The organism is Streptomyces sp. NPDC029169, assembly GCF_055563935.1.
Map to the genome: position 1 here is coordinate 655,014 of NZ_JBVHXA010000001.1, position 17,974 is coordinate 672,987.

A 17,974-nucleotide genomic window follows, 5' to 3' on the forward strand; every position below is an offset into this window, starting at 1 on the left:
GCGTTACTGCGCCGAGAACGTCAGGGGGCGCTGCCGCGTCTCGCATCCGGCAGCGCCCCCGTCGACACGGTCCGTTCAGGACGCCAGCGGCTCCACGTCCAGCCCGTGGCCGTACGGGAAGAGCGGGTCCCGTGAATCGTTGGGCACGTCCTCGCAGCCGGCCATCACGGCCTCCATGGAGCGGGGGAGCTCGAACGGCAGCCGGCCCTCGGCCTTCGTACGGCCGAAGAGCACGTCCAGGAGTGCGACATCCGAGGCGCCATAGTCGGCGACGAGGGCCGCCGCCTTCTCGGTGATCTCCGGGAGGACCGCGGGGCGGTCGAGGAAGACGTCGAAGACGGTGGGCACGGCCGCCGCAATCTCCAGCAGCGGCCGCAGTTCCTCCGCGGTGAAGTCGAGCCGGCCGGCGCGGAAGAAGCTCTCGAAGCCCTCGGTCCGCGCGTCGTACGGCGCGTTGATCCGTATCACCGCGACGTCGGCCTCCTCCGGACCGTCCACCACGGTGGCGTACCGCCCGGCGACCTCGGGGTCGACGCCCTGGACGTGGATCCGGATGCCGGGGCGCAGGGGCAGGAGCGGCTCCACCGCCTCGCTCGGGCGGTCCTTGAGAATCGTGATCGACCGGCTCTGGGCCGCCAGGCCCTCCGCGGCGAACTCGGCGCTGCCGCAGATCCGTTCGGCGGCGTCCGGGTCGACGTACGGGTCGTCGAAGAGGCCGAGGACGAACTTCTCGCGCAGGAGGCGGGCGACCGAGGCGTCGAGGCGTTCGCCGTCGACCCGGCCCGCGCGGACCAGTTCCACGACGAGTTCGGGCGCGGCCTCGCCGCCGAGCTGGTCGGCCCCGGCGTCGAGGATCCGTTCCACGCGAGTGAGCCGGTCCAGATGCTCCACGCCCCAGGCGCGGGCAGGGAAGGGCGCACCGAAGATCCGGCTGTCACTGACCAGGCCCCAGTCCGTGCAGACGATGCCGTCGAAGCCGTACTTCTCGCGAAGCAGTCCGGTGATGACGCCCTTGTTGAAGCCGAAGCCCACCTCTTCGTACGGGGTGCCGACCGGCATGGCGTAGTAGGGCATGATCTGGGAGGTCCCCGCGGCGAAGGCGGCCTCGAAGGGGATCAGGTGGTAGTCGAAGTTGCCGCCGGGGTAGACCTGCTCGCGACCGTACGGGAAGTGGGCGTCGTCCCCGTTCATCTGCGGTCCCGCCCCGGGGAAGTGCTTGGTCATCGCGGCCACGCTGTGCGTGCCGAGCGTCTCGCCCTGGAGACCGCGGACGTAGGCGGCGACCATGCGGGCGGCGACGTGGGCGTCGGAGCCGAACGTGCCCATGATGCGGGCCCACCGGGGCTCGGTGGCGAGGTCGGCCATGGGATGCAGGGCGAGCCGCATGCCGACGGCGAGGTACTCGCGGCGGACGATGTCGGCGTGCCGGCGGACGAGTTCCTCGTCCCCGATCGCCGCCAGGCCGGGCGGCTCGGGCCACAGCGAGAAACCCTCGGTGTGCGCACTGGCCGCGGGGTTGTCGATGAAGCCGTGGCGCGGATCGGTGGATATGGTCACCGGGATGCCCAGCCGGGTCGTCGCGGCCAGGTCCTGGAGACGGTTGTTCCATTCGGCCATGCGACGCGGGGCCGCGGCGCCGAAGAGGTTGAAGTGGTTCATGAGCTTGCCGCTCACCATGGCCGAGGTGGAGGCGCGCATCGGATCGTCGTCGGGCGCGCCGGGTTCCGGCTCCACCAGAGTTCCGTCCGGATTGATCGCGATCATGGTCTGGAACAGCAGGCCGGCCTTCTCCTCCAGGGTCATGCGGCCGACGAGGTCGGCGACCCTCTCGCCCACGGGCAGGCTCGGGTTCTCGTAGGGCTCCATCACGCCGTTGCCGTTCAGGTCACGGAAGACGGTGCCGTCGGGGGCGGTGAGGGTGCGCGGCCGGGCCGCCACGTGGTGGGCCATCGGTGCTCTCTTCCGGTTCGCGTGGAGGGGGCGAGTGCGGGGCAGGTGGCCGGTCCCGAGCCGTCAGGAGCTCGGGACCGGCTGGGCCGCGCCCCCCTGAGACGGCCCGGGAGTGACGTTACACGTGTAACAGACTGTGGCATGCGCCCCCGCGTGAGACGTTTCGGTAACGGTGGCTACGCGGCGGCCGTCGTCCGTCGGCGATGCAGGCGACGCGTATGCCCGGCGAGGTCGTCCACGGGGAGCGTGACGGAGTCGAATCGCATGGTGGTGCGGGCGTCCGCCCGGTACGGGCCCCACGCCGGCAAGCCGGCGTGGTTCGGGTCGCCGGTCCGGGCGAAGGCGATCCACGCCCGATGCATGCTCGCCGCCAGCCCCTGCCCCACGGCCGGATCGATCCCGTCGACGAGCGGAGCGTGCCCCCAGCTGTCGAAGTTGTCGAAGGCGAAGGGGAGTTCCAGGCAGTGCGCGGCGGCGAGCCGCCCCTGGTGCGCGGGCGTCGGAAGGTCGAACTGGTACGCCCGGACCGGGCGCCCCAGGGCCGCCCTCGCCTCGGCCAGTTCCAGGCAGGGCAGGCGGAACAGCTCGTCCGTGATCAGGTCCATGAGCACGTCGGTGGGCCGGGCGCCGGGGCGGGTCCGTGCGTATGCGGCGTACACGTCGTCCGCCTGCCCTGCTCCGAAGGTCTCCGCGATGCGCGCGAGGACCTGTTCGCGGGTGGCCTTCGCGTACCCGGGGTCCAGGGCGAAGCCGAAGTTGGCCTCTTCCCGGGTCCAGCCGATGAGGACCTCGATGTCCGTCGCCGGGCCACGGAGGAGGGCCTGCGCGGGATGACGGAAGACCGTAACGTCGTCCCGTACGGGCAGGAAGGGGGTGGGCCAGTATCCCCAGCGGGTGGTGTGCGCGAAGAGCCCGCCGACGGCCTCGATCAGCCGCGGCCACGGCAGGCGACGGAGTTCGCCGACGTCCTTCACACCGGCGAACCGCAGGTAGGCGTCGACGCGGTCCCGGTACTCGGCACGGGTGGGGATGTGCAGCCCGAAGGGCGGACTCTGCAGGATGGCCCGCTGGAACAGCTTCTGCGCTTCGGGGTGCCCGGCCAGGGCGGCCGTCGACATGGCGCCGCCGGACTGGCCGGCGACCGTGATGCTGTCGGGGTCCCCGCCGAAGCGGGCGACGTTGTCGCGCACCCACCGCAGGGCGGCCAGCTGGTCGGTGAGCCAGAAGTTGGCTGGCTGCGCATCCGCCTCGGCCTCGTCATCGAAGGAAAGGTAACCCAGCGGGCCGAGGCGATAGTTGAGGGTGACGACCACCAGGTCGCCGTCCCGCGCGAAGGTCTCGCCCGAGTAGATGGGCAGCGATCCGGAACCGGAGACGAATCCGCCGCCGTGGATCCAGACCAGCACGGGCCGCCGGGCGTCGTCGGGGGCCGGCGTCCAGACGTTCAGCGTCAGGCAGTCGTCGTCGAACGGCGGGTGTCCGTGACCGCCCAGGACGGGGTCGCCCCCTTCGACGAACATCTGCGGTGAACTCGGGCCGTACGCCGTCGCGTCCCGCGTGCCGCTCCAGCCGGGGTGCGGCTGCGCGACACGCCAGCGCAGGTCCCCGACCGGAGGTGCGGCGTACGGCACGCCCTTGAACACCGCGACGCCACCCTCGACGCTTCCGCGCAGCCGACCGGTCGGCAGCTGTACGACGGGAGGCGCCCCGCCTTGCGTGTCAACCATGCTTGTCCTCCTGATCGTTGATGCACCGGGCGGCATCGGCGCCGTCGGCACCGGCCGACTCGGCCGGGCCTAGCGGAGCAAGGTGGGGGCCGGCGCACGCCGAGCCGGACAAGCGAGGTTATGCAGTAAATGCGACGACCGTCAATCAATCGCTACACTCCCGATCGGGGCGTTCCACCGTGCAGCTGCCCCCGACGCCGCCGCCGAGACCATCCCTACGAACGGGCACGCGGGAAAGCTCCCGACGCGCCTCAGTCCCAGAGGCGGCCGGACGCCGCACGAAGGGCCTCCTCCTCCAGGAGGCGGGCGAACGCCCGCCAGAGCAACAGGACGACGCCCGCCCCCGCGACGGCACCGGCGACGGCGTCGCTCAGCCACTGGGCGTGCAGCCAGGTACGGCTCCACATCGTCGCCACCACGAGCAGGGCGGCGAACAGCCACCACCAGCGCCGCACGGCGGGCGGGAAGAGCACCACGCCGGCAGTCATCACCAGGGTCGTCACCGTGAAGACCTGCCCGGACGGAAAGGAGCCGCCGCTCACCAGGACCCAGGCGTCCGCCGGGCGCGGGCGGTCGACGATCTGCTTCACGGGGAGCAGCAGGACGATGTTGGCCGCGACGCAGGTGGCGAACACGAAGGCCCCGGATCTCCAGCGCCCGTAGACGGCGAGACACCCGGTGAGGGCGAGGGGCACCACGATCCCGAGGGGCCCGCCAAGGAGATCGAGAGCGAGAGCAAGACTCGTCACCCCGTCGTCCGGAGAGCCGTCCATCGACCTCATCCAGAGGTCGTCGACGCCCTGGAAGACGGGCCCACCTTCACCGAGAGTGGCGAGCCCGGCCGCCAGGGCGGCGATCAACAGCAACGGTCCGGCCACCAGGGCCCACCGGGGCGGGGCGGCCGGGACCGCGTGGCGCAGCGGCTCGCCGGGAGCCGGCGGCGGTACGGACACGGCATGCGGACGGGGCATGACTGACCTCCGGAACCTGCAGGGAAAACCGCAGCCCCTGACGGAGAGGCGGCGGCTGGAGACACGAACGGCAGCGGTCGGCGACGGCGCCGCGCCAGAACGGCCGCGCGGGGACACACGACGCGCACGGCCCTTTCAAGCCAACACTGAACCCCTCGCGGCAACCGGCACAAGAGCGACTCGCGAGTAGCAACACGTGTCACCTAGGGCTCGAGACCCTTCGGGTCACGGTCGCCGTTCAAATGCCTTCCACCCCTATCCAATGGGCCGTACGAGTGCTACACAATGCTGCAAGCCGCGGATAACACGTGTAACCATGCCACCCTCGACGCGCTTGCCTGCGCGCTCACGCCGCATCACGAACACGTCATCCCGGCGTTCCGCCCCTCGCTGCTCCAGCTCGCAGCTCCGCGCTCAGCTCCGTTCTCAAGGAGTCGCCATGCCCGCCCCGATCCCCAGCCGCGCGCACCACGCGCCCGCATCGCCCGGTGGTCACCATGACCGCTGATGAACTGCTCCAGCCGAAGACGTCACCGGAGGTCACCGCGCCGCGCCGGCGCGGGCTCCTGCTGCTCCTCCTGCTCGCGAACTCCTCCATGCTCGCCGTGTACATGGGCGTCGGCTCGGTGCTGCTGCCGACACATATCGCCACCATCGATCCGGCGAACAAGGTCGCGATCCTCGGCATCGTCGGCGGTGTGAGCTCGATCTTCGCCACCGCTTTCAACCCGATCGCGGGCGCCCTGTCGGACCGTACCGGCCGCCGGAACCCGTGGGTTCTGGGTGGCGCCCTTGCCTCCCTTGCCGGGCTGGCGTTCCTCGGCAGTGTCCACACCGCGCTGCTGGTCGGCATCGGATGGTGCCTGGTCCAGGCGACCATGAACGTCTACCAGGCCGCCGTCACCGCCATCGTGCCCGACCGCATCCCGGCCGCCCGCCGGGGTACGGCCTCCGCCGTGGTCGGGCTGGCTCTGCCCGTCGGCGGCGTCGTCGGCGTGATGATCGCCTCGCAGACGGTGGACCGGCTGACGACCGGCTATCTGGTACTCGGAGCCGTGGCGGCCGGTGCGGCGCTGCTGCTCGCGAGCTTCTGCCGCGATGTACCGCGGCGCGAGCCCGTGCCCTCCGCCCCGAAGCGGGAACGCCTCGCCGCCTTCCTGTCCGCCCTGTCCCACCACGACTTCCGGTGGGCCTTCATCGGACGTGCGTTGATGGTGCTCGGCTACTTCTCCGTGATCGGCTACCAGCTGTACATCCTCGACGACCACATCGCACTGCCCGACGGACTGACCCCGCCCGAGGCCATGGCGGTGCTCACGCCGGTGTCGATGGCCGCGATGGCTCTGTCCACGGTCGTCGGCGGTCTGCTGTCCGACCGATGGAACCGGCGGAAGATCTTCGTCGGCGTGTCCGCGGCGCTCGCCGGGGCCGTGATGGCGGTCCCCGTGATCAGCCCGACCTGGACGGGCATGCTGGTGTTCAGCGCCCTCAACGGCCTGGGTTTCGGCTGCTTCATGGCGGTGGACACCGCGGTGGTCACGCTGGTACTGCCCCGGGCGGAGGACGCCGCTCGCGACATGGGCGTACTGAACATCGCCAATGCAGGGCCCCAGATCATCGCGCCCTTTGTCGCCTCCGCCATCGTGACCGCGCTCGGCGGCTACACCCCGCTGTTCCTCATCGGCGGCGCCCTGTCGCTGCTGGGTGCGCTGGCCATCGTCCCGATCCGCGGGGTGCGCTGACCGGCCGTACCGCCGTACCGCCTGACGAAGCTCCGGCGGGCCGTGCCAGGGGGTCATGCGCCCGCCGGTCGACCCCTCCCCCTCCTTTTCTGCCTCTCCGACCTTGTTCTCTCTCATCGAAGGAGTACCCGTGAGACGCAAGCGCGTCCTGCCCCTGGCCGCTCTGCTGCTGTGCACGCCGGCCCTGACCGGCACGGCGCCGGCGAGCGCCGCTCCGCCGAGTGGACCGGCCGGCCCGCTGCGCATCCTGCTGACCAACGACGACGGCTACAACGCCCCCGGAATCCGCATGCTGTTCCAGCGGCTGACCGCAGCGGGTCACGACGTCACCATCGTCGCCCCGCTCACCAACCAGAGCGGGACCGGGACGAAGCTGATGAGCGGCAGCACCATCAAGGTCCAGCACCCCGAGCCCCGGGTGTGGGCCGTCGACGGCACGCCCGGCGACTCCGTGTCCTTCGGCCTGTCGGGGGTCTTCGCCGACCGCGCCCCGGACCTGGTGGTCTCCGGCACCAACTTCGGACCCAACGTGGCCGCCCTGGCGACGCACTCCGGAACGGTCGGCGGCGCCATCGCCGCCCTGGAACACGGTGTGCCCGCCATCGCGGTGAGCACGGGCGAGATGGCGGTCCCGGTTCCCGAGCAGATCCTCAACGCCATGCGGCCCACCAACGACTTCACCGTCAAGCTCATCGACCGGCTTCGGACACAGGCGAAGAGAGGCCGGCTGCTGCCCGATGGTGTGGGTCTCAACGTCAACCACCCGGTGGTCGGTGCGGACGGTACGGGAACCGCACGGGGTGCCTCCGTCACGACCCAGGATCCGCAGCAGGGCCTCAAGGCGGACTACACCGACTCCGGCGACGGCACCTGGAAGGTGGACATCCGCCTGGTCCCGGCGACCGCCCGGAAGGGCGGCGACGTGGAAGCGGTCAGCGCCGACAAGGTGTCCCTCACCCCCATAACCCCGGACTGGAACAGCGGTGCCGCGGACTTCGCCGCGACGGCGACACTCCTGAGCGGCCTGCGTCCGTAGACCGACCCGGCACGACCGCTCCTCGTCACGGCGGCACCGCTGCCACGGGGAGGGGCGGTGTGCCGCGTCGGAACCAGCCGGCTGTCATGCACTTGGCATCCTTTGGAGGAGAGTTGACAAGGATGACACGCTCGATCGTCCCCTCGATGGTGCTGGCCTTGGTGCTCGCCGCAGCGGCGCTGTGCGCGCACCCTGCGGCCGCCGCCACGGTGCGCCCGGCCGTCACCACCGGTCAGGGCCGGCTCGCCGGTCAAGTGAACGGCCCGGCTGAGGAGTTCCTGGGCGTCCCCTACGCCGCACCACCCGTGGGAGACCTCCGGTTCCGCCCGCCTCAGCGGGCCCCCCGGTGGAACGGAACACGGGAAGCCACCCGGCAGGCGCCGGCATGCCTGCAGTTCGCGCCCCACGGGCTCCTCGACCCGGACCACGTCAGCGAGGACTGCCTTTACCTCGACGTGTACCGGCCACGCCACGCCCGTCCCGGTGACCGTCTGCCGGTGCTGCTCTGGATCCACGGCGGCGCGTACGCCGTGGGCACGGGCACTCAGTTCGCCGGCCGCACCATGGCCGACCTCACCGGCAGCGTCGTCGTGAGCGTCAACTACCGCCTCGGACAACTGGGTTACCTGGCCGTACCCGAACTCACCCGGGAGAACGTCCCGAGCTCCGGATCGTACGGGCTGATGGACCAGATCGCGGCGCTGAACTGGACGCGCGACAACATCGCCCTGTTCGGCGGGAACCCCGCCAACATCACCCTCTGGGGACAGTCCGCCGGCAGCGCTTCCGTCTGCGCGATGCTCACCTCGCCCCGCACCGCCGGGCTGTTCTCCCGCGCCATACTCCAGAGCGGACCGTGCACCCTGATCCGGCCGCCCGATGCCACGCAGGCCGCCGACGCCGCCCGGGACTTCGCGGCCGCTGCCGGCTGCCCCGATCCCGCCACCCGCGCCGCCTGTCTGCGTACGGCTCCCTCCGGCGACCTGATCGCCGCCGCCCGCACCCGTCCGACTTCGGGGCCCGCCTTCGGTGACGGTCTCCTGCCCTTGGCGCCGTCCGATGCGATCGCCGCCGGCTCCTGGCACAAGGTCCCGGTCCTGATCGGGAGCACCCGGGCCGAGGGGCGGTTCTTCGTCTCGTTCACCGATCCGTACCTGACGGCGCAGGAGTACACCGACCGGATCAACGCCATGTACGGACCGGCTGCACCACAGGTGCTGGCCCGCTACCCGGTGGCGAACCACCCCACTCCGTTCGACGCGCTGTCGGCGGTGTTCACCGACTCCACCTTCGCCTGCCACACACGCACCACCGCTCGGACCTTGGCCTCACAAACCCCCACCTACGTCTACGAGTTCGACGACCCACAGTCCCCGACCCTCTCCGGAGCCCAGGTACCCGGCCTCGACATGGCCAACGCCCACAGCGCCGAACTCGCCTATCTGCACGACTTCACCATGGCCGACCGCCCGCTCACCCCCGAACAGGTCGCCTTCGCCGACGACATGAAGCGCCGATGGGGCGCCTTCGCCCGCACGGGCAGCCCCTACCTCGCCGGCGAGACCCACTGGCCGCCGATCGGCAACCGGTACACGGTCCTGACCCTGCACCCCGAGCGCACCCGCACCTCGACCACCTTCGCGGCCGACCACCAGTGCGACTTCTGGGCCGGCGTGTTACAGCGCGTCCAGGGCGCTGACCTTCCAGCCTTGGGGGGTGGGGACGAGGGTCATGCGGACGCGGTTCAGGTCGAGGCGGGGCGTGGTGACCTGGGTGCTGGTGGTGAGCTGGTTCATGAAGAGCAGGATGACGGCCCTGTCCGGTGAGGCCGAGATCACCGATGCCGAAGTCGGCGTCGCGACCGTGGCCTTGACCACGCCGCGGTACTGCTTGGCCGTGGGCGTGACCACGGTCTCGGTGGTCTTGCTGTACTGGTCGAGAAACGGGCTGGTGAGGTGGGTGCGGGCCGCGGCGAAGTCGCGGTCCAGGTGACGGTAGTCGTACGACAGGATGGCCGGGGCGGCCTTGCGTGCCGCGGCCAGGGCCGCCGTGCGTGCCTGGGTCGTACGCTCCGCCTCGCGGTACTGCCAGCCGAGGGTGGCCGTGGCGGCCACGGCCAGCAGGACCAGGACGGCGAGCACCGCGCCGAGTCGGCCGGGCCGGCTGCCCGTCCGGGTGGTCGGCTTGGGGTCCGGCGTCGGTTCCGGCGTCGGTTCCGGCGTGGCCTCGGGCTCGTTCGGCTGGTGCGCCGCCCGTTCGGCGCGTTCGGCGCGCTTGGCGGCGGCTCGGACGGTTGCCGCTCGCAGAGTCTGGTTCGCCACGGTCTTTCTCCTTTTCAGCCGACGGTCAGCCGACGAATTCGACGTTGGACGTCAGCCACTGCCCGTCCTCGAGGACGAGGTCGAGCTGAAGGCGGTAGTTACGGGACGTGCCCTGGGGGGCCGCGACGTTGGTGACCTTGCTGTCGGCCACCACCAGGACGCGGGCGGTCCGTTCGTCGGCCTGAGCGATGCCGGCGTCGAGGATCTGGCCCTCGGAGACCGACTTGTTGTCGGCGACGATCTTCGTCAGCTGCGTGGTCTGCGCCGCGAACTGCTTCTTGAAGTCCCCGGTCGCGCCGTTCAGCACGTTCTTGCTGTCGCGGTCGTAGTGCCGGTAGTCGAGCGACGTGAAGTTGAGCGCCGACTGGCGGGCGGCGGCCAGGATGTCCTGGTTCCGCCGGTCCTCCTCGTGGCGCTCGTACAGCCGTATGCCGAGCAGGACCGAGGCGGCCGTCAGAGCGGCGGCCAGGACGGCCAGCACCGGCACCGACCACCGGTGACGCAGCGGCCGGGCCGCGTGCGTGAGGAGTACACGAGTCATGGCCTTCATGCCATGGGTCCCACGAGCAGCCATTGCCAGGAGTCCTTTCCGAACACGGTCTGTGCTCCGCCCGTCGAGCCGATCCGGACGGACTGTCCGGGAGCGTTCTGAGCGCCCCGGACGGAGGTGTCGCCGCCGCGCGGGGCCGCGCAGTGGGCGTCGGTGTTGGCCTGCCGGTCGCTCGTGTCGGCGGGGTCGCGGCGCTGGGTGGTGCCGTACCCCTGACGGCAGGCCGGCGGGTCGTCGGCGTTGACGACCATGCCGAAGTGGGTGGTGCCGTCTCCGGGCACCACGGTGTAGCTGCCCGAGACCACCACGGGGAAGGTGACCAGGGTCTGTTCCACGCCGGGCAGCCGGGCGAGGGTGATCTGACCGCCGCTGATCAGGTTGCCGAGGAGGACCGGGAGGTGCGGCCGGTTGTCCTTCATCAGCGCGTCGACCTCCCGGGCGGCGGAGGTGCCGTTCGCCATCAGGCCACGGAGGTCCCCGTCGCTCGCCTTCAACTGGGCGGTGAGCGCCGCCAGATCGCGGGAGAAGGACTTGATCGACGAGCCCTGGTCGGCCTGGGTCTTCAGGACCTTCCTGGAGTCCTCGATCAGCGCGATCGTCTCGGGGAGCGAGCCGGAGGCCGACTCGACCAGGGCGTTGCCCGAGTCCACGAGACGGGTCAGGTGCGGGCCGGTGCCGGAGAACGCCTTGCCGAGCTCGTCGACCGTGATCCGCAGGTCCTTCTTGTCCACCGATTCGACCAGCCGGTCCAGGCTCAGGATCATCTCGGTGGTGGGTACCGGCACCCGGGTGTTGCGGCGCGGGATGGTGCTGCCGTCCCGCAGTTCGGGGCCGTTCGCGGAGCGCGGCTGCAGATCCACGTACTGCTCGCCGACGGCCGAGCGGTTCGCGACCACGGCCAGGCTGTCCGCCGGGATCCTCGGGGAGTCCTCGAGGAGCAGCGCCACCGACACACCGCCGGACTCGGTCAGCCGCAGGTCGCCCACGCGGCCCACGGGCACTCCGCGGTAGGTGACCTCGGCGCCGGAGTAGATGCCTCCGGAGTCGGCGAACTCGGCCCGCACGGTGTATCCGCGGTCCAGGAGGCTGTCGACGAGTCCGGTGTACTCGGCGCCGACGTAGGACACGCCGACACCCGTGATGAGCGCGAAGGCGAGCAACTGGGCTTTGACCGTACGGGTGATCACGGCACCAGTCCCTTCGTGAGCAGCTCGGCGAGCGCGAGGTCGACGCCGGGCGGGAAGCCGGCCTCACCGCGGCTGTACGAGACCGGGTTGGCCGGGCTGCAGAGAGGCAGGCACGCCAGGTCGGTGTCGCCGCCCGGCGCCGCCGGGGCGCCGGGGGTTGGCGAAGGCAGCGGGGTCTCGGGGAGCCCGGGGGCGGGGACGCCGGGGAGGGCAGGGGTGGGCAGCCCCGGCAGCCCGGGAGTCGTGGGGTTTCCGGGCTTCCCCGGCGTGCCGGGCTTCGCGGGCTCGTCGGCCAGGTTGCCGTAGACGCTGCGCAGGTCGAGATCCGCGGTGACCTTGAGGTTGACGTAGTCGCCCTTGATCGCGTCGACGACATTGCGGGGGAACGGATACGTCGTCAGGAGCTCAAGGGCGTTGGGCAGATCGGCGCCCGCCTTGTTCAGCTGCCCGAGGATCGGTTGCAGCGCGCGGAGATTGGCTATCACGTCGGCCCGCGACGCGTTGATCACCTTCGTCCCCGTCGCGCCGAGGTTCGACAACGACGTGAGCATGGTGGTCAGCTTGGTCCGCTGGTTGGCGAGGACCTTCAGCGCGGGCGGGACGGTGGTGAGGGCCTCGCCGATCGTCTTCTTCTCCTTGGCGAGGGTCGCGGCCAGCTTGTCGATGCCCTCAAGGGCGCGGACGATCTCCTTCTTCTGCGCGTCGAGGCCGCCGATGAAGGTGTTCAGCTCGCCGAGCAGGGACTTGACCCGGTCCTCGCGGCCGTCCAGGGCCTTGTTCAGCTCCGTGGTGATGGTCTTGAGCTGAGCGACGCCGCCGCCGTTGAGCAGCGCCGACAGGGCCGAGAGGACCTCTTCGATCTCCGGGTTGCGGCCGGAGCGGGAGAGCGGGATCCGCGCGCCGTCGCCGAGCCTGCCGACCGGCTTCTCGGTCGTCGGTGCCGACAGCGACACGTACTTCTCGCCGAGCATGCTGGTCTGCCGCAGCTCGGCGATCGCGTTGCCGGGCAGCTTGACGGAGTCGGCGACGCGCAGTCGCACGCGGGCGTGCCAGCCGACCAGTTCGACCGACTCGACGGCGCCGACGGTGACGTTGTTCACCTTCACCGTGGACTGCGGTACGAGATCGAGGACGTCCCGGAACTCGACCGTGACCTGGTAGCTGTTGCCGTCCGCGGCGGCTCCGCCGGGCAGGGGAACGTCGTACAGCCCGTTGAACTCGCAGCCGGTGCCAAGGAGGAGTGAGCCGGCGGCAGCCCACAGCGCCACGTTTCGGGGGGCGGTCATGTACGGGCCTCCAGGATTCCGCCGAGTGTCTTGTCCATCGAGGGCGCTCCGGTGACCGGGTCGGCCTCGGGCAGCTCGGGCAGGGAGTCGAACAGTTTCTTCAGGTTCTGGCAGTCGGCGGCCTTGCCCGAGCCCTCGTCCCCCGTCGTCTTCAGCAGGGAGCACAGCAGGGCGGCCGGGTCCTGGAGCTGCTCGGGATTGCTGCGGGTGTCGAGCGTGCCGGACTCCGGGTTGTAGGCGTTGTGGAGATTGGTCAGACCGGCGGGGATGACATCGAGCAGCTCTTCGAGGGCCGCGCGCTGGGTGACAAGGACTCCGGTCACCTTGGAGAGGCCCTTCACGTCGGCGGTCAGTGCCTTCTTGTTCTTCTTCACGAAGTCGGACACGTCGGCGAGGGCCGCCGCCAGGTGTGTGATCGCCGCGGCGAGGTCCTTGCGTTCCCCGGCCAGCTGTTCGGCCACCTTGGTCAGGCTGTCGTTGAACGACCGGACGGAGGCGTCGTCGGCCGCCAGCGCGGCGGTGAACGCCTGGAGGTTCCGTACGGTCCCGAACAGGTCCTGCCGGCCGTCGGACAGGGTGGTGACGGCCTGCGAGAGGTCCTTGACCGTCTGGTGCAGCTGCGTGCCCTGTCCCTGGAGGTTGTCCGCGCTGACGGCGAGCAGCCGGGACAGCGAACCGTCCTTGTTGGCGCCCTGCGGGCCGAGCGCGTCCGACGTCGTACGGAGGCTGTCGAAGACGCGGTCCAGCTCGACCGGCACGGCCGTGCGGTCCAGCGGGATGACCGCGCCGTTCTCCATCGCCGGGCCGCCGCGGTGGACGGGGAGCAGTTGGAGGTAACGGTCGCTGACCACCGAGGAGTTGATGATCGCCGCCTTGGCGTCCGGCGGGACCTTGTACTCGGCCGCGTACTCCAGCTCGACGCGCACCCGGTCGCCCTCCGGCGTGATCTCCTTGACCTCGCCGATGCGGACGCCGAGCACGCGTACGTCGGAGCCGGGGTAGATGCCGACCGTACGCGGGAAGTACGCGGTCACCCGGACCTTCGGTTCCGCGGGCAGGTACACGACGGCGAGGCCCGCTACGACCAGCAGCACGGTGGCGAGCGCGAGGCGGCGGATGATGCGCTTGTTCATCGTGACCCTCCTGTCCGTGGGGTCACCGGTGTGGGGGCGACGAGGTTCTGGATGTAGCTGTCGAACCAGCGGCCGTTGCCGAGGGTGTTGGTGAACAGCCTGGCGAAGGGGGCGAGGAGCTGGACGCTGCGGTCGAGGCTCGCCTGGTTGCGTTCCAGCATCGTCACCACGGTGTTCAGGCGGGTGAGTGCCGGGCCGATCGCCGCCCGGTTGTCGCGTACCAGGCCGGAGAGCTGGATGCCGAGGGCGACGGAGCTGGTGAGCAGGGAGTGGATGACCTGGCGCCGTGCGTGGATCTCCTTGAACAGCTTGTCGCCGTCCTTGACCAGCTTGCCGAACTCGTCCTTCCGCGCGGCGAGTACCCCGGTGACGCCGTTGGCGTGGTCGAGGAGTTCACGCAGCGCCTCGTCGCGGGAGGCCACGGTCCGGGAGATCTTCGCGAGTCCCTGGATGGAGGCTTTGACCTCGGCCGGTGAGTCCTCGAACGTGGTGGAGAGGGTGTCCAGGGCGGTGGCCAGCTGCTGCCTGTCGATCTGTTCGGTGGTGGTGGTGAGGTCGCTGAAGGCTGCCACGACGTCGTACGCCGGGACCGTGCGGCTCAGCGGGATCTCGGCTCCGGGCTTCAGCCGTCCGGGACCCTGCGGATCCAGCGCGAGGTACTTCGCGCCCAGGATCGTCTTGATACGGATGGACGCGCCGGTCCTGGTCCCGAGCTCCGGGTCTCCCTCGACCCGGAAGGTCACCTTGACGTGGTCGCCGGCCAGCTCGACCTCGTCGACCTTGCCGGTCTTGACGCCGGCGATCCGTACCTCGTCGCCCGGCCGCAGGCCGCCGGCCTCGGAGAAGGCCGCGGTGTAGGTGTCGCCGCCGCCGATCAGCGGGAGGCTCTCGACGTTGAACGCGGCGGCGATCAGCAGCGCGAGGGTGGTGAGGCCGACCGCCCCGATCGTCACGGGGTTGCGTTCACGGAAGGGGATCATCGGCCGCACCTCGCCCGGGCGACGTGGAGTTCGGGGGTGATGACCTCGTCGGTCTTCGGCAGCACGATCCGGCCGTCGAAGTCGCAGAGGTAGAAGTTGAACCAGGAGCCGTACGACGCGGTGCCGGTCAGCTTGTTCAGCTTGTTCGGCAGCCGTTGCAGGACGCCCTCCACGGTCTTCTCGTGGTCGTTCAGCGTTCCGGTGAGTTCGGCCAGCTCGGCGATGTCGGTCTTCAGGGGCGGGCGGGCGTCCTTGAGGAGGCCCGCGGTGGCCTGCGTCAGACCGTTGATGCCGGCCAGCGACTCGCCGATGGGCTTACGGTCGGCGGACAGGCCCGAGATCAGCCGCTGGAGCTGCGTGATGAGGTCGGAGAAGCGGGTGCTGCGCTGGTCCACCGTGGTCAGGACGGTGTTGAGGTTGGTGATCACGGACCCGATGAGCTTGTCGCGTTCGGCGAGCGTGGTGGTGAGCGAGGCGGTGTGCGCCAGCAGGCTGCGGACCGTACCGCCCTCGCCCTGGAGGGTCTTGACGATCTCGGTGGCGAGCTGGTTGACGTCCTCGGGGCTCAGCGCGGCGAAGAGCGGCTTGAAGCCGTTCAGCAGGGCGTTGAGGTCGAGGGCCGGTTCGGTACGGGAGAGCGGGATCACGCCGCCGGGAGCCAGCCGCTTGCCGTTCCCCACGCCTTCGGTGAGGGCGACGTACCGCTGACCGACCAGGCTGCGGTAGCGGATGACGGCGCGGGTGCTGGTGAGCAGTGGCCGGTCGCGGGAGACGCTGAAGGTGACCTCGGCCAGTGACCGGTCCTTGATCCTGATCTCCTCGACCTCGCCGACCCGCACGCCGGCGACCCGGATGTCGTCGCCCTCCTCCAGGCTGGTGACATCGCTGAAGACGGCGGTGTACGTCTCCTGGGGGGTGAAGGAGAGATTGACGATGGTGGCGGCGAGGACGGCGGTCGCCGCGATGGTCACCACGGCGAAGATGCCGAGCTTGACGAGCTGGGGGGCTGTGGAGCGGGCGTTCATGCGTGGCTCACCGCCGTTCCCCGTGCGAGCGGCCCGAAGAGCAGGGTCGTGACGGCCGGGACCTCGTCGGCGGACACGCCCATGACCGGGGCCACGAGCGAGGCGACGGCGTGCTGTTCGGCCTGCGTACCGGACATGGGGACGGACACGGGACCACCTGAACTCTGCGCCGACGTACCGTCGTTGAGCTTGAGCGGCGGTGCCGGGACGTGGGGGTGGGGCAGCCCTCGGCAGTTGGGGCCCGATCGGTCGGCATAGCGCGGTTCCTCGCCGGGTCGGTAGGGGGGTCGGGGGCGGACGAACTCCAGGGTGATGCGCATCTTCCCGCCCTTGAACGCTTCCTCGGACGCCGCTTCCTGGCGGACGAGACCGGCCAGCAGGCAGGGGTACTCCGGCGAGTAGCGGGCGAAGAGCGCGAGCGTGGGGCGGGAGACGCGGCCCAGGGTGATGAGCCGGGCGGAGTTCTCGTCGAGTACGCCCTCCGTGGTGTTCGCGGCGGTGGCGGTCTCGTGGAGGAGCGAGGCGAGCTGGTCCCGCTTCTCGACGATCGTCCGGCTGGTGGTGAGGGTGTTGTCCAGGATCCGCAGCAGGTCGGGGGCGGCCTCGCCGTACACCTCGGCCACGTCGGCGAACCGGGAGATGTCCTCCTTGAGGGAGGGCATGTGCGGGTTGAGCTTGCGCAGGTAGGTGTCGAGGCGGACGAGGTTCTCGCCGATGTCCTCGCCTCGGCCTTCGAGCGCGGTGGAGAACGCGGAGAGGGTGGCGTTCAGCTCCCCCGGCCGTACGGTACGGAGCAGTGGCAGCAGGTCGTTCATCAGCCGCTGGAGCTCGATGCCGACCGTCGTACGGTCCTGGGTGATGACGTCACCGGCGCGGATGGGCCGGGAAGAAGACGTGGGTGGCGCGACCAGGTCGACGAACTTCTCGCCGAACAGGGTCTTGGGCAGCAGCCGGGCGTTGACGTCGGACGGGATGAGGCGGACGTGCTCCGGCTTGAGCGCGATACCGAGGGTGGCCTTCTCGCCGTCGGCCCGTACCTCGCGCACCTCGCCGACGAGCAGCCCGCGCAGCTTGACGTCGGCGCGCGGTTCCAGCTGGTTGCCGAGGGTGTCGGCCTCCAGGGTGATCCGTACGACGGAGGTGAACGCCTGCTGGTAGACGGCGACGGACAGGGAGAGGAGCAGGGCGATGACGGCGATGAAGACGATCCCGTACAGCCTCAGTCTGATGGTGCGACGCATCGGCCCCTACCCCGCTATCCGTACGGTCGTGTTGGCGCCCCAGATCGCCAGGCTGAGGAAGAAGTCGAGGACGTTGATGGCCACGATGGACGTCCGCACACCGCGCCCGACGGCGACGCCGACGCCGGCCGGGCCGCCGCTCGCGTGGTAGCCGTAGTAGCAGTGGACGAGGATGATCACGAGGGCGAAGACGATGACCTTGCCGAAGGACCACAGCACGTCGACCGGCGGCAGGTACTGCTGGAAGTAGTGGTCGTACGTGCCGCTGGACTGGCCGTAGTAGCCGGTGGTGATGGTCCGGGCGGCGAAGTAGGAGGACAGCAGCCCGATCACGTACAGCGGGATCACGGCCACGAAACCGGCGATCATCCGGGTGGTGACCAGGAACGGCAGCGAGGGGACGCCCATCACCTCGAGCGCGTCGGTCTCCTCGCTGATCCTCATCGCGCCGAGCTGGGCGGTGAATCCGGCGCCGACCGTCGCGGAGAGGGCGAGCCCGGCGACGAGCGGGGCGATCTCGCGGGTGTTGAAGTACGCGGAGAGGAAGGCCACGAAGTTGGAGGTGCCGAGCTGGTTGAGCGCGGCGTAGCCCTGGAGGCCGACCTCGGTGCCGGTGAAGAAGGAGAGGAAGGCGATCACGCCGACCGTGCCGCCGACGACGGCCAGCGCTCCGCGGCCGAAGCTCACCTCGGCGAGCAGGCGCAGGACCTCCTTCTTGTAGCGGCGCAGGGTGCGGCCGGTCCAGGCGAGGGAGCGGCCGTAGAAGACCAGCTGCGTGCCCAGCTCCTCGAGGGAGCGCAGTGGGGGGTCGAGAAGTCGTCGCAC

Annotated in this window: 14 protein-coding genes and 1 pseudogene; 3 read left to right on the forward strand and 12 right to left on the reverse strand. The window is 70.4% G+C overall.

Annotation, left to right across the window (positions count from 1 at the left end; genetic code table 11):
• Nucleotides 1-75 precede the first annotated feature (75 nt).
• The 3 genes from ACZ4VI_RS02800 to ACZ4VI_RS02810 all read right to left on the reverse strand — a co-directional run bounded on the left by ACZ4VI_RS02800 (nt 76) and on the right by ACZ4VI_RS02810 (nt 4,648).
• Complete coding sequence (locus tag ACZ4VI_RS02800; RefSeq protein ID WP_467995974.1) at nt 76-1,950, reverse strand: glycoside hydrolase family 3 protein; 1,875 nt, start codon at nt 1,948-1,950, stop codon at nt 76-78.
• Between the two features lie 176 nt (nt 1,951-2,126).
• Entirely contained in the window at nt 2,127-3,677 is a 1,551-nt protein-coding gene (locus ACZ4VI_RS02805) for a carboxylesterase/lipase family protein (RefSeq protein ID WP_467995975.1), read from the reverse strand.
• A 251-nt stretch (nt 3,678-3,928) separates the two neighbouring features.
• Nucleotides 3,929-4,648, reverse strand: a complete 720-nt coding sequence (locus tag ACZ4VI_RS02810) for a phosphatase PAP2 family protein (protein WP_467995977.1) — start codon at nt 4,646-4,648, stop codon at nt 3,929-3,931.
• A gap of 497 nt (nt 4,649-5,145) precedes the next feature.
• Here ACZ4VI_RS02810 and ACZ4VI_RS02815 point away from each other — a divergent pair, with 497 nt between their 5' ends.
• The 3 genes and pseudogenes from ACZ4VI_RS02815 to ACZ4VI_RS02825 all read left to right on the forward strand — a co-directional run.
• Nucleotides 5,146-6,390, forward strand: coding sequence for an MFS transporter (locus ACZ4VI_RS02815; protein ID WP_467995979.1), 1,245 nt, complete (start codon nt 5,146-5,148; stop codon nt 6,388-6,390).
• Between the two features lie 130 nt (nt 6,391-6,520).
• On the forward strand, nt 6,521-7,426 hold the full coding sequence (surE, locus tag ACZ4VI_RS02820; protein WP_467995981.1) for a 5'/3'-nucleotidase SurE: 906 nt from the start codon (nt 6,521-6,523) through the stop codon (nt 7,424-7,426).
• Between the two features lie 146 nt (nt 7,427-7,572).
• Nucleotides 7,573-9,081 (forward strand): annotated as a pseudogene (locus ACZ4VI_RS02825) (carboxylesterase/lipase family protein); the annotation flags it as partial.
• A 21-nt stretch (nt 9,082-9,102) separates the two neighbouring features.
• Here the strand turns inward: ACZ4VI_RS02825 and ACZ4VI_RS02830 are convergent.
• Genes ACZ4VI_RS02830 through ACZ4VI_RS02870 form a run of 9 tightly spaced genes read right to left on the reverse strand, consistent with a single transcriptional unit; the run spans nt 9,103 to nt 17,974 of the window.
• Nucleotides 9,103-9,747, reverse strand: a complete 645-nt coding sequence (locus tag ACZ4VI_RS02830; RefSeq protein WP_467995983.1) for a hypothetical protein — start codon at nt 9,745-9,747, stop codon at nt 9,103-9,105.
• A 25-nt stretch (nt 9,748-9,772) separates the two neighbouring features.
• Nucleotides 9,773-10,288 carry a hypothetical protein gene (locus ACZ4VI_RS02835; RefSeq protein WP_467995985.1) on the reverse strand — a complete coding sequence of 172 codons (516 nt, stop codon included), beginning with the start codon at nt 10,286-10,288 and terminating at the stop codon, nt 9,773-9,775.
• 5 nt (nt 10,289-10,293) lie between these two features.
• A complete protein-coding gene (locus ACZ4VI_RS02840) occupies nt 10,294-11,484 on the reverse strand; it encodes an MCE family protein (protein WP_467995986.1) in 1,191 nt (396 codons plus the stop codon).
• Nucleotides 11,481-12,770 carry an MCE family protein gene (locus ACZ4VI_RS02845; protein ID WP_467995987.1) on the reverse strand — a complete coding sequence of 430 codons (1,290 nt, stop codon included), beginning with the start codon at nt 12,768-12,770 and terminating at the stop codon, nt 11,481-11,483. The genes ACZ4VI_RS02840 and ACZ4VI_RS02845 overlap by 4 nt, the downstream gene beginning before the upstream one ends.
• Nucleotides 12,767-13,903 carry an MCE family protein gene (locus ACZ4VI_RS02850; protein ID WP_467995989.1) on the reverse strand — a complete coding sequence of 379 codons (1,137 nt, stop codon included), beginning with the start codon at nt 13,901-13,903 and terminating at the stop codon, nt 12,767-12,769. The genes ACZ4VI_RS02845 and ACZ4VI_RS02850 overlap by 4 nt, the downstream gene beginning before the upstream one ends.
• Nucleotides 13,900-14,883 carry an MCE family protein gene (locus ACZ4VI_RS02855; RefSeq protein WP_467995990.1) on the reverse strand — a complete coding sequence of 328 codons (984 nt, stop codon included), beginning with the start codon at nt 14,881-14,883 and terminating at the stop codon, nt 13,900-13,902. Before ACZ4VI_RS02855 ends, ACZ4VI_RS02850 begins: the two co-directional genes overlap by 4 nt.
• Complete coding sequence (locus tag ACZ4VI_RS02860; RefSeq protein ID WP_467995991.1) at nt 14,880-15,908, reverse strand: MCE family protein; 1,029 nt, start codon at nt 15,906-15,908, stop codon at nt 14,880-14,882. The genes ACZ4VI_RS02855 and ACZ4VI_RS02860 overlap by 4 nt, the downstream gene beginning before the upstream one ends.
• Nucleotides 15,905-17,149: an MCE family protein gene (locus tag ACZ4VI_RS02865; protein ID WP_467995992.1), complete on the reverse strand. Its 1,245-nt coding sequence runs from the start codon at nt 17,147-17,149 to the stop codon at nt 15,905-15,907. Before ACZ4VI_RS02865 ends, ACZ4VI_RS02860 begins: the two co-directional genes overlap by 4 nt.
• Before the next feature lie 6 nt (nt 17,150-17,155).
• Nucleotides 17,156-17,974, reverse strand: a complete 819-nt coding sequence (locus tag ACZ4VI_RS02870; RefSeq protein ID WP_467995994.1) for an MlaE family ABC transporter permease — start codon at nt 17,972-17,974, stop codon at nt 17,156-17,158.